The organism is Acinetobacter johnsonii CIP 64.6 (assembly GCF_000368045.1).
Lineage (GTDB): Bacteria > Pseudomonadota > Gammaproteobacteria > Pseudomonadales > Moraxellaceae > Acinetobacter > Acinetobacter johnsonii.
The window spans coordinates 594,646-609,268 of the sequence record NZ_KB849236.1; the positions used below are offsets into that span (position 1 = coordinate 594,646).

At 41.6% G+C, this 14,623-nt stretch carries 16 protein-coding genes; 9 read left to right on the plus strand and 7 right to left on the minus strand.

What is annotated here, in order from left to right; all coding sequences use genetic code 11:
• The first annotated feature begins 38 nt into the window (after positions 1 to 38).
• Positions 39 to 401 (plus strand): hypothetical protein, encoded by a 363-nt coding sequence (locus F986_RS14025; protein ID WP_004696148.1) that lies wholly within the window; start codon positions 39 to 41, stop codon positions 399 to 401.
• Between the two features lie 26 nt (positions 402 to 427).
• Here F986_RS14025 and F986_RS14030 read toward each other — a convergent pair whose 3' ends face one another.
• Entirely contained in the window at positions 428 to 982 is a 555-nt protein-coding gene (locus F986_RS14030; protein ID WP_004696150.1) for a cytochrome b, read from the minus strand.
• Positions 983 to 1,218: 236 nt separating this feature from the next.
• On the opposite strand from F986_RS14030, the gene F986_RS14035 reads away from it, so the two are divergent.
• The 3 genes from F986_RS14035 to rnhB all read left to right on the plus strand — a co-directional run bounded on the left by F986_RS14035 (position 1,219) and on the right by rnhB (position 2,738).
• Entirely contained in the window at positions 1,219 to 1,596 is a 378-nt protein-coding gene (locus F986_RS14035) for a hypothetical protein (RefSeq protein ID WP_017396847.1), read from the plus strand.
• Positions 1,597 to 1,733: 137 nt separating this feature from the next.
• Positions 1,734 to 2,096, plus strand: coding sequence for a hypothetical protein (locus tag F986_RS14040; RefSeq protein ID WP_004696154.1), 363 nt, complete (start codon positions 1,734 to 1,736; stop codon positions 2,094 to 2,096).
• A gap of 63 nt (positions 2,097 to 2,159) precedes the next feature.
• The gene (gene rnhB / locus F986_RS14045; RefSeq protein WP_004696156.1) at positions 2,160 to 2,738 is read left to right on the plus strand and encodes a ribonuclease HII; all 579 of its coding nucleotides are present in this window, start codon (positions 2,160 to 2,162) and stop codon (positions 2,736 to 2,738) included.
• A 57-nt stretch (positions 2,739 to 2,795) separates the two neighbouring features.
• On the opposite strand, the gene csrA is transcribed toward rnhB, so the two are convergent.
• The 3 genes from csrA to alaS form a co-directional block, all read right to left on the minus strand.
• Positions 2,796 to 3,050 carry a carbon storage regulator CsrA gene (gene csrA / locus F986_RS14050; protein WP_004696158.1) on the minus strand — a complete coding sequence of 85 codons (255 nt, stop codon included), beginning with the start codon at positions 3,048 to 3,050 and terminating at the stop codon, positions 2,796 to 2,798.
• A gap of 273 nt (positions 3,051 to 3,323) precedes the next feature.
• Entirely contained in the window at positions 3,324 to 4,604 is a 1,281-nt protein-coding gene (locus tag F986_RS14055) for an aspartate kinase (RefSeq protein WP_004696161.1), read from the minus strand.
• 66 nt (positions 4,605 to 4,670) lie between these two features.
• Positions 4,671 to 7,364 (minus strand): alanine--tRNA ligase, encoded by a 2,694-nt coding sequence (gene alaS / locus F986_RS14060; RefSeq protein ID WP_171057585.1) that lies wholly within the window; start codon positions 7,362 to 7,364, stop codon positions 4,671 to 4,673.
• A 393-nt stretch (positions 7,365 to 7,757) separates the two neighbouring features.
• Between alaS and gap the strand changes: the two genes are divergently transcribed.
• Both gap and F986_RS14070 read left to right on the plus strand, forming a co-directional pair.
• A complete protein-coding gene (gene gap / locus F986_RS14065) occupies positions 7,758 to 8,792 on the plus strand; it encodes a type I glyceraldehyde-3-phosphate dehydrogenase (protein WP_004696165.1) in 1,035 nt (344 codons plus the stop codon).
• 113 nt (positions 8,793 to 8,905) lie between these two features.
• A complete protein-coding gene (locus F986_RS14070; protein WP_004696167.1) occupies positions 8,906 to 9,211 on the plus strand; it encodes a hypothetical protein in 306 nt (101 codons plus the stop codon).
• 9 nt (positions 9,212 to 9,220) lie between these two features.
• On the opposite strand, the gene F986_RS14075 is transcribed toward F986_RS14070, so the two are convergent.
• Complete coding sequence (locus F986_RS14075) at positions 9,221 to 9,520, minus strand: AzlD family protein (RefSeq protein ID WP_004696169.1); 300 nt, start codon at positions 9,518 to 9,520, stop codon at positions 9,221 to 9,223.
• Positions 9,517 to 10,263 carry an AzlC family ABC transporter permease gene (locus F986_RS14080; protein ID WP_004696170.1) on the minus strand — a complete coding sequence of 249 codons (747 nt, stop codon included), beginning with the start codon at positions 10,261 to 10,263 and terminating at the stop codon, positions 9,517 to 9,519. Before F986_RS14080 ends, F986_RS14075 begins: the two co-directional genes overlap by 4 nt.
• Positions 10,264 to 10,428: 165 nt before the next feature.
• Here F986_RS14080 and F986_RS14085 point away from each other — a divergent pair, with 165 nt between their 5' ends.
• Positions 10,429 to 10,884 (plus strand): Lrp/AsnC family transcriptional regulator, encoded by a 456-nt coding sequence (locus tag F986_RS14085; protein ID WP_004696172.1) that lies wholly within the window; start codon positions 10,429 to 10,431, stop codon positions 10,882 to 10,884.
• 88 nt (positions 10,885 to 10,972) lie between these two features.
• On the opposite strand, the gene F986_RS14090 is transcribed toward F986_RS14085, so the two are convergent.
• On the minus strand, positions 10,973 to 11,485 hold the full coding sequence (locus tag F986_RS14090; RefSeq protein ID WP_004696174.1) for a hypothetical protein: 513 nt from the start codon (positions 11,483 to 11,485) through the stop codon (positions 10,973 to 10,975).
• Positions 11,486 to 11,914: 429 nt separating this feature from the next.
• Between F986_RS14090 and F986_RS14095 the strand changes: the two genes are divergently transcribed.
• Both F986_RS14095 and F986_RS14100 read left to right on the plus strand, forming a co-directional pair.
• A complete protein-coding gene (locus tag F986_RS14095; RefSeq protein WP_004696176.1) occupies positions 11,915 to 13,081 on the plus strand; it encodes an ATP phosphoribosyltransferase regulatory subunit in 1,167 nt (388 codons plus the stop codon).
• Positions 13,082 to 13,150: 69 nt separating this feature from the next.
• Positions 13,151 to 14,470, plus strand: a complete 1,320-nt coding sequence (locus tag F986_RS14100) for an adenylosuccinate synthase (RefSeq protein ID WP_004696178.1) — start codon at positions 13,151 to 13,153, stop codon at positions 14,468 to 14,470.
• The last annotated feature ends 153 nt before the right edge of the window (positions 14,471 to 14,623 follow it).

The window sequence follows — 14,623 nt, forward strand, 5'->3', positions numbered from 1 at the left end:
AGACAGAGTTCGCTCTGTCTTTTTTATGTGAGATCAATATGAAAAAAATGATTGCAGTGCTTGTGGTTATTTTTGTGCTCTTTGCAGTTTATTTGCTCAAAACCGATACAGGGTTAACTCAAAAGCTATTAAAGCCAGTGGTGGTGTATCAGTGCGGTGTTGAGCTTGAAGCGACAAGGCTGTGGAAAGTCAGTAAAGCATTGCTTGGTGAAGAGAAAAAGAATCAGCTCCAAACGCAAATCTGTGGTTGCGTGGGTGAAAATGCGTTAAAGGATATTCCAGCAACAACCTTGCTACATGCCGTAGTTGATGAACAAGTCAAAAAACAGGTGGTCCAACAGGGTGTGTTGAATACGCTGAAAGGATGTGTGGTGGATGAAGTCCTAAAAGCAACAGATTGATGCTTTTAGGCTGGTTCAACTTGGTCTTACTTTGCCTGTTTGGTCATGCTATTTAACACATTATCTTTATCAATAAAGTGGTGTTTCAGTGCTGCTGCAATATGCCCTACCAACAGTAATCCAGCTGCCCATGAAATCCAGATATGTAAAGGTTTTACGATCGCGAGTAATTCAGGGTTATCTTGTACTAAACGGGGAATTTCAAAAAGGTACAATACCGGTGCAGGGTGCCCAGCACTCCAGCTAAATAAACAGCCAGTAATTGGCAAAGCCAACAAAATGAAATATAAAGCCAAATGACCGAGGTGGGCCATTTTTTGCATTAACGGTGACATGCTGTCTGGAAGTTTGGGTGCAGGGTGGGTATAACGCCAAAAGATACGAATTACCACCAGAAAAATAATCGTGGTTGCAATGTTCTTATGCAAGGTAATGACATCCCCTTTAAAGCTACCGTCAGCATCATAGCTGAGGAAGTTTCCGCTATAAAAACCAATCAGCCAAGCAGCAATAAAGATAATTGCCATGAGCCAATGCAGGATTTGAGCAGTACGCGTGTAATGGGTATTTGCCGAGTTCATTAGATTCACATCCATTTTTATGTTGCGCCATTTTATAGAACTATAGGTAGGTCAAAAATGTAGTAGATGCAACATAGCATTGATATTCTGCAACGCTGCACAGACCAATGGTGCATGACTGATTTAAAACTGTGCAATAAGCGAAAGATATTAAAATGGCATGGAAATAGTGTTTCCGTAAACAGTAAAGTTTCGGCAAAATACGCGCACTTTAACTGTTATAAATGGATAGATCCGTGAAAAAAATGATTGCAGTGCTTGCTCCTTTGGCTTTGATCCTTTCGGCTTGTACAACGACTGATATGGCAACGACCAATACGACGACCACCACGCAACAACTGGGTACAGCAGCGCTTAAAATTGCCATTAATGCAAAATGTACGACTGAGTTGAATAATCTACCAGCATGGAAAACAGCAACCAAATTTATGACGGCTGATCAAAAAACCGATATTCAGGCTGAAATTTGTGGTTGCGTAAGTGAAAAAGCCCCACAAAATATTACCGCTGTCGATGTGGCAACAGCGGCCATTGACCCTGCGGCACGTACAACTATTATTAGCAATGCAGTAACCAAAACCATCAATGCATGTGTGGCTGAAGCGGTGAATTAAGTTGTGATATATCAAAGAAGCGGGGACATGCCTGGCTTCTTTGCAGTTTTTTTGTACTTTTTGGCGTTTATCTTTTATATTGATGTGAATAATAACAATTGAAGCCTGATTTCTTTTACAACAAAGGGTGTATCTGTATGAAAAATGATAAGTTAATTCTCTGTTTGTTTGGCTCGCTTATGCTTTCCGCGTGTGTGTCGAATCCTTTATCTAGCTCAGATGATGATGGAATCTCGGCTATTAAAATGGCCTCACATGCAAAATGTATGGATGAAATCGAAACTAATCCGACATGGATCATGGGTAGTAAGCTGTTATCAGAAGACCAAAAACAAAAGAAAAAACGTGAAGTATGTAACTGTGTAGGTGATAACTCTCCCAAAGTATTGTCTAAAGAGCAGTTGGCTTTGGCGGCAATTGATCCCAAAGCAAAGGCAACCTATGGCGCTTTAGCCGCAACAAAAACAACAGCCACATGCGCCTCTGAAATGCTAAACTAAGCCGAATAAATTGTTAAGTTTTTAAAATGGCTGTTGATCAGCCATTTTTTATGAGAGTAGAAAATGCAAATTGCAGGTGCAGATGAGGCAGGGCGCGGCCCTTTGGTGGGTTCAGTGGTCGCTGCTGCGGTAATTTTAGACCCGAATAACCCAATACAAGGGTTGAATGATTCCAAAAAATTGACTGAAAAAAAACGTGAAAAACTTTTTGTCGAAATTCAGGAAAAAGCATTGGCATGGGCCATTGCTGAGGCGAGTGCTGCTGAAATTGATGAGATCAATATTTTACAAGCATCTTTGCTTGCAATGCGCCGCGCGGTTGAACAGCTTGCAATACAGCCCGAACATGTCTTGGTTGATGGTAATAAAATTCCACAAGGCTTAAGCATGAGCTGTGAGGCAATTGTGGGTGGGGATGCTTTACATGCTGAAATCTCAGCGGCGAGTATTTTGGCCAAAGTGACACGTGATCATCAAATGATTGAGATGGATCGAAAATATCCTCAGTTTGGATTTGCCAAACACAAAGGTTATCCAACCAAAGCGCACTTTGAAGCGATTGCTGAACATGGGGTTATCGACGAGCATCGTCGTAGTTTTGGGCCTGTAAAGAAAGTGATCGAGGTACTTGAGCAAAAATAGACTGGGTAAAAATTTAAAGCGGCCAATCGGGCCGCTTTATATCTGAATGTTTCAATCTTAACGATTGAAATTATTCTGCTGTGAACCTTCATCTTCAAATGCAGGCTGGTAATCCTGATCAAGATGTTGAAGATGTTCATGCATTGCACGTTCATGCTGAATGCGTTGATAAATCTCTTCACGATGTACAGATACTTCTTTGGGAGCATTGACACCAATACGAACTTGGTTGCCTTTGACACCAAGTACAGTAACACTTACTTGATCCCCAATCATTAATGTTTCACCGACGCGTCGGGTCAAAATCAGCATGTTTATCTCCTTGCAAAACGCTAAACCTGCAGTTGTACTAAAGTAAAATACATAATTTTTTGTATTTAAAAAAATTTAAACAAATGTTTAATACAACCGCATGACACTTGAATTTTTAGATATCTAGTGACATTAGGTATAACATTCATCTAAATTTAAGAAAGCCTCGGGCTTAATATAACAGAGCCACTATAGAAAAAACTATAGTGGCCCCTGATTTTTGTAGTCTTTTGCAAAAACTGTCAGACAATGACAAGTTTTTCGCAAGATTGCTTAAGCACGTGCGCTTGATTCACCGTGTTCACGGTCTAAACCGAAAGCAGTGTGTAGAGAACGTACAGCAAGTTCTAGGTAGTTTTCTTCAATAATCACAGAAATTTTGATTTCTGAAGTTGAGATCATCAAAATGTTGATGCCTTCATCAGCCAGAGCAGTAAACATTTTACTTGCAACACCTGCGTGTGAACGCATACCCACACCTACAATTGACACTTTCACAATGTCATCACGTGTAGCAACTTCGCGTGCACCAATAGCTTGAGCAGTTTCTTGAAGAATTTTTGTTGCTTTTGCAAGTTCGCTGCGGTTTACCGTGAAGGTGAAGTCAGTCGTACCATCTTCTTCAACATTTTGGATAATCATATCCACTTCAATGTTGGCATTACCAATTGGCGATAAAATTTTAGATGCAATACCTGGTTCATCAGGAACACCTAGAATCGTAAGTTTAGCTTCGTCACGGTTAAATGCGATACCGGAGATAATTGGTTGTTCCATGTTGTCTTCCGCCTCAGTGGTGATTAGTGTTCCGACATTCTTTTTAAAGTCTTCGTCGAATGCGCCATCATCGTCATTATCAAAACTTGATAATACGCGTAAAGGCACTTGGTATTTTCCTGCAAATTCAACCGAACGAATTTGTAGAACTTTAGAACCAAGTGATGCCATTTCCAGCATTTCTTCAAATGAAATACGGTCTACTTTTTTCGCTTTTGGTGCAACGCGTGGGTCAGTGGTATAAACGCCATCTACATCGGTATAGATTTGGCATTCATCTGCTTTTAATGCTGCAGCAAGTGCTACACCAGAAGTATCTGAACCGCCACGGCCGAGGGTGGTGGTGTTACCATCGGCATCGAAGCCTTGGAAACCAGCAACCACGATCACACGACCAGCATCTAAATGCGCAGTCATGGTGTCAGTATCAATCGACTCGATACGTGCTTTGGTAAACGCATTGTCTGTTTTGATACCGACTTGGCGACCCGTAAGTGACTTAGCTTCAACGCCAATAGAATTGAGCGCCATTGCTAACATTGAAATCGTTACCTGTTCACCCGTAGAAACCATTTGGTCTAATTCTCGTGGGTCAGGGGTTTCGGTAATGGCTTTCGCTAAAGCAAGTAGACGATTGGTTTCGCCACTCATTGCTGATACAACCACTACAACCTTGTGGCCGTGGTCATGCCAACGCTTTACACGACGAGCAACATTTAAAATGCGCTCTGGAGTACCCATAGAGGTACCGCCATATTTTTGAACGATTAATGCCATAGTTGTTCCATATAAACCATGACCCTGAATGTATCATTCAGGGTCAGTTACACAAAAGGTGAAGTTTTATTTCGCTTCAAGCCAAGCAGTTAAATCTGCCATCACTGTTGCAAACTTCTCGTTTAGTGGCGCGCCACCTTGTGCTAAGTCAGGTTTTCCACCACCTTTACCACCAAGCTCAGTTGCTAGATGTTTGATGATGTCACCTGCTTTAATAGAAGCAGTAAAGTCTTTTGCTACAGATGCGATCAGGCTAACTTTGTCACCTTCAACACCAGCAAGTACGATGACTGCATTTTCTAATTTGGATTTCACACCGTCATGTAGGTTGCGAAGTGATTTCGCATCCATGTTTTGAACAGTCGTGATTAGCGTTTGACGACCCGCAAGCATTTGAACTTGGCTAAGCAGTTCAGCGGCTTGGAAACTGGCAAGTTTTTGATTAAGTTGCTCAATCTGTTTTTGCAAGCTTGATGCTGTGTCGACTAAGGCTTCTACTTTTTCTAAAGTTTGGTCTTTTTGAGCTTTCAATAAACCATTGATGGTATTGATATCACGGTCAGCTTTTTGAGTAACTTCAATGGCTTTGGTACCCGTTACCGCTTCAATACGACGTACACCCGCAGCTACACCACCTTCAGAAGTGATTTTAAACAAGCCAATGTCGCCTGTGCGTTTAACGTGAATACCACCGCATAGCTCGATTGAGAAGTTCTTCTCTTCAATGATTGAACCCATTGAAAGGACACGAACTTCATCGCCATATTTTTCACCGAACAGCATCATCGCACCTTTTGCTTTCGCAGATTCGATGTCAAGAAGTTCAGTGGTCACAGCGCTGTTTGCAATCACTTCAGCATTGACCAAACGCTCAATTTCTTGAAGTTGTTCAAATGAAACAGGTTGATCGTTGGCAAAGTCAAAACGTAAAATGTCTGAAGCAACCAATGAGCCTTTTTGTTGCACGTGTTCGCCTAAAATTTGACGTAGTGCAGCATGCAAAAGGTGAGTTGCAGAGTGGTTGCGCGCAGTTGCAGCGCGGATATCTGCTTTGACTGTTGCTTCAACATTTTGAGCAAGCTTAATGCTACCTACAGTCACGATACCTTGGTGGACAAAAGCGCCGCCAGATTTCTTGGTGTCTTGGACTTCAAAAATACCTGTATCGTTTTTGAAAATACCTGTATCACCGATTTGACCACCGCTTTCCGCATAGAAAGGGGTTTGGTTTAATACAATCAGTGCTTCATCACCTTCAACGACTTCGTCAACCTGTTCGCCATCTTTATAGATCGCGATAATTTGACCTTCACCAACCGTTGCGTCATAGCCGTCAAATTGAGTTTCGCCTTCAACTTTAACAACAGAGTTGTAGTCAATTGCGAATTTACCTGCATCACGTGCACGTTGACGTTGAGCAGCCATTTCAACTTCAAAGCCTGCTTCATCAATGGTTAAATCACGTTCACGTGCAATGTCAGCAGTCAGGTCAGTTGGGAAACCGTAAGTATCATACAGTTTAAACACCACTTCACCGGGAATCACAGAACCTTTCAGTTGAGCCAATTCACCTTCAAGCAATTTCAAACCTTGCTCAAGTGTTTTAGCAAACTGTTCTTCTTCTTTAAGAAGCTGTGCTTCAATACGTGCTTTTTGTGCTTCAAGCTCAGGGTATGCAGCGCCCATTACATTAATTAATGGTTGAAGCATTTTGTGGAAGAATGAACCAGTCGCACCTAATTTATTACCATGACGAACTGCACGGCGAATAATGCGGCGAAGTACATAACCACGACCTTCGTTCGATGGGTTAACACCATCTGCAATCAGGAATGAACATGAACGTGCGTGATCCGCAACCACTTTAAGTGATGCAGGATATTGAACTGGTGTGCCTTTCTCAGCAGCTTCAGCTTCAAGCGCTGTAGTATCCAGACCAATAATTTCAGCGGCTGCTTTGAGTAAGTGTTGGAACAGGTCAATTTCGTAGTTTGAATTCACATGTTGTAAAACAGCAGAAATACGCTCTAAGCCCATACCTGTATCTACAGAAGGTGCAGGAAGCGGGTGTAATACGCCATCCGCAGTACGGTTAAACTGCATGAATACGTTGTTCCAAATTTCAATGAAACGGTCGCCATCTTCTTCAGGTGTGCCTGGTAAGCCACCCCAAATGTGATCGCCATGGTCAAAGAAGATTTCAGAACATGGACCACATGGACCTGTATCGCCCATTGCCCAGAAGTTATCTGATGCGTATTTTTCGCCTTTGTTATCACCAATACGGATGATACGAGAAGCATCTAGACCAATTTCTTTGTTCCAGATGTCAAATGCTTCGTCGTCAGTGTGGTAAACCGTTGCGTAGAGTTTGTCTTTAGGCAGTGCTAACCAAGCTTCACCAGTGAGGAAATCCCATGCAAATTTGATCGCATCACGTTTGAAGTAGTCGCCAAATGAGAAGTTACCTAACATTTCAAAGAAGGTATGGTGACGTGCGGTATAACCGACATTGTCTAAGTCGTTGTGTTTACCACCTGCGCGGACACATTTTTGTGAAGACACTGCACGTACATAATCACGTTTTTCTAGGCCTAAGAAACAATCTTTAAATTGGTTCATACCCGCGTTGGTAAACAACAAAGTAGGGTCGTTGGCGGGAACTAGAGAACTCGACGCGACACGTGTATGCCCTTGCGATTCAAAGTAGCTTAAAAAAGCTTCGCGAATTTCAGCTGATGTCATAAAACGAGTACTCACAACCAAGTCACTCCATAATTTCGATTTGGCTAATAGTAGCTGAAGAAAGTCTTATTCTAAATACGCTGACTTCAGATACTGGCTTAAAAATTTTAAAACGCCAAATTATAACGGAAAAAGGATGTTGCACCAATCACTTTAAGGTGAATTGATGACATTTCTATGTATTCGATAGTTCTAAGATTTTGCTTGTTATTGTTGGATATTTATATCATTTCGTTGAGATGAGGTGATTAGTGCGAGGCGGTCAGGCTGGTCAACTTATGACTTAAGGGTTCATATTCATCATCTTCACTGATGGGTTATAGAAAAAAGAAAGCTTAACCAAATCTGTATAAATCCATTAATATAGGCTTGCTTTATCTTTCATCATTTTATAAATAAGGGCAAGTCATGCAACGAGTGGCGATAAATGGATTTGGTCGAATCGGACGTAATGTACTTCGCGCTTGGTTTGAAAATCCAAAGAACTTTCAGTTTGAAATCGTCGCGGTAAATGATGTAGCAGATGTAGAAACCTTATTGCATTTATTTAAATATGACACCACGCATGGGCGCTTTCCGGGAAAAGTCGATTTAAGTTATGAAAATGAACGTATTTATCTGCATTTATCAAATAATCAAGCACAACTTAAAGTTGAAGTCTTACGTCAGGAAAACCCGCAAGATTTGCCTTGGGCAAGTCTCCATGTAGACGTGGTTCTAGAGTGCACAGGTTTATTTCGCTCGCGTGAAGCAGCAACAGGGCATATCAGTGCAGGTGCAAAGCGGGTCATTATTGGCGCGGCACCTTTTGACTCGGTTGATGCCGCAATTGTGTATGGGGTGAATCACCATGAGGTCAAAGTCAGTGACCAAATCATTTCCAGTGTGTCATGTACTACACAGGCCTTAGTGCCTTTGGTTAAAATCATTGATGATGCTTTTGGAATTGATACTGCGCTCATGACCGAAATTCATGCAGTGACTGCCGATCAGTCTGTATTGGATCATGCGCATCGTGACCTAAGGCGTGCCCGTGCTTCAGGTCAAAACATTATCCCAACGACATCGTCAGCCCTTGGTGCTTTAAAACAAGTGATGCCTAAGATGGCTGATCGTATTGATGGTTATTCGATTCGTGTGCCAACCATTAATGTGGCTGCAATTGATTTAACTTTTATTTCGCAGACACCAATTACCGATCATAAAATTAATGAAGTACTGATTCAGGCGGCGAAGTCAGACTACCGTGAAATTATGGATGTGACGGATGAACCTTTGGTGTCTTCAGATTTTAACCATTCACCCTATTCACTCATTGTTGATTTAACGCAAACCATGGTGGTCGGGCATCAAGCCAAAGTCTTTGCGTGGTATGACAATGAATGGGGCTATGCAAACCGCTTATTAGATTTGTGTGAATCTTTTAGTGCGTCAACCACCTAAAGGTCTTTATTTTTAAGCATCTTTTACTCTGAAAACAAGATGATAGGCATAGACCGAATACAGACTTGTGGTTATCATGAATTTATAAACGAAAATAATGTAGAGCGGTGCTTATGTTGATCTTAATTTGGGGATTTATTTTGCTGTTGGCGGTTGCTGTCGTATTTTTAATTTGGTTTCAATTTAAAAATCAGGCAGATAAAACTGATCCAAGCGTAGAGCAGAATCAACTGCAAGAAAAAGTACATCATCTTGAAGAAAACTTAAAAAAGACCTTGGAAATTATGCAAGATCTTGCAAAAAAGATGCATGTGCAACAGGAAGTGATCGAACAGACCACGTCTAAGTTGCAAAAAGTTGAGTTACAAAACGCTGAATTGGTGAATATTCTCGCTAAAGCCGTACAGCCTGAACGCTAAAAATTAAGTTTAGATGAGCACGGTACGTAATAATGCCGCGCTCAGCATACTAATCACAACGGTTGGTAAAAGTGAAAAGCGTGAAGCTGCAATCAATGTGATGGCAATGGCGAGTAGGTCTGCGACATTGTCTTTGACAAAATAAGGTGCAATTACTGAAATAAGTACGCAGCCTGGAACAACTTCCAAAATTTTTCGTTGTTTGTTGCTTAAAGTTTTATTTTTCAGCAAAACATAGCCCAATATACGCGTCAGATAAGTGGTTGCTGCGACTAATAAAATTGCGACAAGTGTAGTGCTGTGGATCATAGCTCATCCTCCTGAATAAATAAGAAGGCAGAGGCGATGCCACAGATTGCACCAATAGGTACATACCAACCCGTCGGTAAATATAAATAAGCAATGGCCGCACTGATGAGACTGACGAGCCAAGGGCGTGCCGAACTGAATCCTTTCCACATACCACGCAGTAAAACCAAAAATACTGCAGCAAAGGCCATATCAAATCCATAACGGTGAACATCGCCTAGCAAAGGACCAAGAATGGCACCTAAGCTGGTAAAACTGACCCACATCAAGTACAGAGCAAAACAGATGCCTGCGTAGTAGGACATGCTAAAGGCCTGTTGTAGCCCAAATCTTTTCTTCTTTTCTGCATCGGCAAGCGCTGCGGCCCAACTTTCATCACACATGAAAAACAGGGCAGGGAAAACCTGTCGATTAGGCAAATGGCGTAAATAGGGCACGAGACTTGCACCCATGAGTAAGTGACGGCTATTGACTAGGAACGTAATGAAAATTAAAACGAGAAAATTTGGTGGATTGGTCCAGACCTCGAGCACTGCAAACTCGGAACCGCCCGCAAAGTTTAGGCCAGTAAATAATGGAACTTCTAAATGGCTAAAGCCTTTTTGAGTGGCTTGTGTTCCTAAGACCAAAGCAAAAGGGATAATGCCCAGCAGCATGGGGATAGATGTTTTAATACCACGTTTAAACTCGACGTAATCGGTAGAGTCATTGAGTTCTTGAGTTGTATTTCTAAGGGAGAACATTTTTAAATCGCCTATGCGTGCTAGGTTTTGGTGCAGTAGGTGAATAAGTGTAGGCTTTTTTTGAAGATATTTTTTGCTTTATTTAGCTTAATATAGGGCTTGTTTGGAATAATATGCTGTAATTGGTTAAATATGAGCAAAATTATGCTTTAGGAGGTGAAATTTATGGATCAAACCGATAAACGTATATTGCAAGTGCTACAAGTTGATGGAAAACTTCAAAATAATGAGTTGGCTCAGCGCATCGGACTGTCTGCCTCACCGTGTTTAAGACGAGTAAAACAACTAGAAGAAGACGGAATTATTCGGGCTTATGTGGCTTTGGTTGATCCTGTTAAAGTGAATCTGCGATTGACCGTGTTTGCACGCATTTGGCTAAAAAGTCAGGATCCGCAAACTGTGAACCAATTTGTTGAATCAATTCGTGAAGTTCCTGAAGTGGTCGAGTGTCATTTAATGGCAGGGGATTGTGATTTCTTTTTACGTATTGTGGTTGCAGACTTAGACGCCTATCGACAGTTTCAAATCCATCGTCTAAATAAAATCCCCAATATACAAAGTATTAAAACAGAAATTCCATTGCAAAATATTAAACAAACCACAGAATTGCCGATTTGGTAACTCAAAAGTTGATAGCGAAATTGCCCGTGAATGTGACAGCATGACTCAAAGTGATAGGACTTGTACTCTAGTCATGCTACTTAGGATATTATGACTCTTCGTTTAAAAAGCCTTCTTTAATTTCTTTAGGCAGATCTGCGTGCCACCATGCATAAATACTGGCTTTAATTTCTTCATCTTCTTCAGGGTCATTTAAAGGTTCATCATCTTCACGAACCAGTTCATCACCTTCAAATTTGAACCAAAACTCCCAAGGATCATCATCACCGCAACCCCATGCTTGCGCATGGATGTCTGGAAGCAAGGCTTTCAGGAAGAATAAAATAGCTTCCATGAACTCATCACCTGATGAACCATGGACAAAGTGTGCGATGGAATAACCCGCGAGGGAGTATAGCGATTCAGGACCTAAGTCAAACTCGATATTATCGACGGTATTTAAAATATCTTCGGCCAGTTCAGCACCATGTTCTGGATTGATGTCACAGACTAAAGCCGTAAATTGACTCGCATCGCCGCGATGTTCTTGAAATAATCGGTCTAATTTTGACATGATTTGAGCATCTGGATGCTTGTAATATAAGTTGCTGTGCATTTCCATCGAATTTTCCCCAAGTAAAAAATATGTGATTAAAAGTGTTATCGGTATAACGACGTAGTATTTATTGTTGCTGTTAAATTGAGCTGAAGTATAAAAGAATGTGCCTTTTGTGCAAGCATAGGTATAATTGGAAATAAAATATAAAACAAAGTCTTATATGAATTTTTCCAATCTGTGCAGAGCACTAGGATGAGTTAATATTATTTATTCTGATACTTGGGCATTGTCTAAAGTCATGTTTAGAATGGCTCACTCAAAATCGATAAGAATGTATAAAGTTGTTAATGATGACATCGAAACGATAAATTAAATTTTCCGAAATTGTCTAATGCACAGCACATTGTATCGTGATAGACTAAGAGAAATCGGGTGTGCCCCGATTTTTTTATGCGGATTCGTTCCGCGCAGACAAGATTTTAGGTTTACAACATGCCCATTTCAGAGACATGGTTATTACCTGATGGTGTAGCTGATGTACTACCAGAACAGGCGCAAGTGATTGAAACTTTGCGTCGTCAAGCATTAGATTTCCTCGCAACTCGAGGTTATCAGTTGGTGTACACGCCATTCATTGAATACATCGAATCGTTATCTTCTCTATCAGAATCGAATCAAGATTTAGACTTAGCCACTTTTAAAGTGATTGATCAGCTTTCTGGTCGTTTGCTTGGTGTACGTGCCGATATGACACCACAAGTGGCTCGTATTGATGCGCATGTACATCCAGTTGAAGGCGTTGCTCGTTATTGCTATGCAGGAACAGTCCTACATACCAAACCACAAGGCTTTAATACCACGCGTACACCTTTGCAATTAGGTGCTGAGCTATTCGGTTCAGACAGCATCGATGCCGATGTTGAACTGATTGATGTGATGATCAGCCTGCTTGAAAAAACAGGTTTTGCAGACGGTATCCATTTGGATTTAGGCCATGTGGGCTTATTTCGTAGTATGGTGAAGGTTGCAGGTTTAAACAAAGCGACTGAACGCCAACTCTCTGATTTATACCAGCGTAAAGCTCTGCCAGAATTGGCTGAATTTACCCAAGGTTTAAACTTTGGTGCTGACTTTTATACTTTAGGTCGTTATGCAAGTGACTTAGATGCCTTGCAAACGCATTTAAGTGCAGAAGTCATTGCCGATGCGGAATTCAAGCACGCTTTTGATGCATTAAAAACTACACAATCTGAGATTCAAGAACGTTGGCCAAATCTTCAGATGGGTATTGATGTGGTTGAGCTGCGCTCATATCACTACCATACGGGCTTAATGTATGCCGTTTATGCACCAAACCGTGCTGCGCCATTGGCACAAGGTGGACGTTATGACGGAATTGGTGAGCACTTTGGGCGTGCACGTCCAGCAACAGGCTTTAGTTGTGACTTATATGCACTTAGTGCAGGTCGTTTTCAGCAAAACAGTCTTGTGGTTGCACCCAAAGGTACTCAAACAGATTTGATCCAAGCGATTGAACACACGCGTGCTCAAGGCATGAGTGTGATTCAACTTTTGGGGCAGGATGATTTAACTACGCTTCCATATGCAACGCACCGGTTGGTGAATGTTGCAGGTCAATGGACTGTAGAACAAATTTAATCACTTCTTTAGGTAAGCTAAAACCTGAGAAGTTCTTCAATTTTAACAGCATGATGCAATGAGGCTATTATGGGCAAGAATGTTGTGGTACTCGGTACCCAATGGGGCGACGAAGGTAAAGGTAAAATCGTCGACCTGCTCACAGATCAAGCGGCTGCGGTCGTTCGTTATCAAGGCGGACATAACGCAGGTCATACACTTGTCGTTGGTGGTAAGAAAACTGTATTACACCTCATTCCATCTGGTATTTTACGTGAAAACGTACTGTGCTTAATTGGTAATGGTGTGGTGCTTTCTCCTGAAGCGCTCATCAAAGAGATGGACATTCTTGAAAAAGAAGGCGTGCCAGTTAAAGAACGTCTACGTATTTCTCCGAACTGTCCACTGATTTTGCCAAACCATATTGCACTTGACCAAGCGCGTGAAATCAAGCGTGGTAATGCGAAAATTGGTACCACTGGTCGTGGTATTGGTCCTGCGTATGAAGACAAAGTTGCACGTCGTGCAATTCGTGTTGCAGACTTGGTTCGTGGTGGCGAGCATCTTAAAGCTCAGTTAACTGAACTTCTTGAGTACCATAACTTCCAATTAACACAATTCTACGGCGTAGAAGCAGTTAAATTAGAAGATGTACTTGCGCTGTGTGATCAATGGCGTGAAGTGGTTGCACCACTTGTGATTGATGTCACTACAGAGCTGCATAATTACCGTAAAAATGGTGATAACATCATGTTTGAAGGTGCTCAAGGCTCCCTTCTAGATGTTGACCATGGTACATATCCGTATGTAACGTCTTCAAACACGACTGCTGGTGGCGTAAGCTCAGGTTCTGGTTTGGGGCCTTTACATCTTGACTATGTATTGGGTATTACTAAAGCATACACAACACGTGTAGGTGCAGGTCCGTTCCCAACTGAGTTGGTTTATGACGCTGCAAATGACGTAGGTGATGCGATTGGTAAGCACTTAGGGACTGTAGGTTCTGAATTTGGTGCCTCTACGGGTCGTCAACGTCGTTGTGGTTGGTTCGATGCTGAAATCCTTCGTCGTTCTGTAGACGTAAACTCACTTTCAGGTATTTGCTTAACTAAACTTGACGTTCTTGATGGTTTAGAAGAAGTGAAAATCTGCGTAGGTTACGAAGCGGCAGATTCTGGTTGTGTTGGTTCTTCTGATGCGCTTGCATTTGAAACTTTAAAACCAATTTACGAAACAATGCCAGGTTGGTCTGAGTCTACCTTTGGTGCGAAATCAATGGATCAATTGCCACAAGCAGCGATCAACTATGTAAAACGCATTGAACAATTAATCGAATGCCCAATCGATATCATTTCTACAGGTCCAGACCGTGAAGAAACGATTGTCTTACGTCATCCATTTGACGCTTAAGCGATAAAGCATCGAATAAAAAACCCTGTCTAGTACAGGGTTTTTTATTTGTGCGGTACATCTGTACATGAGCTTGACAGATATTGATTTAAGCTGCTGAGCTGGAATGACTTTCCCGACTAAAGTTGCATGAATAAGCACGACATAGTGTAT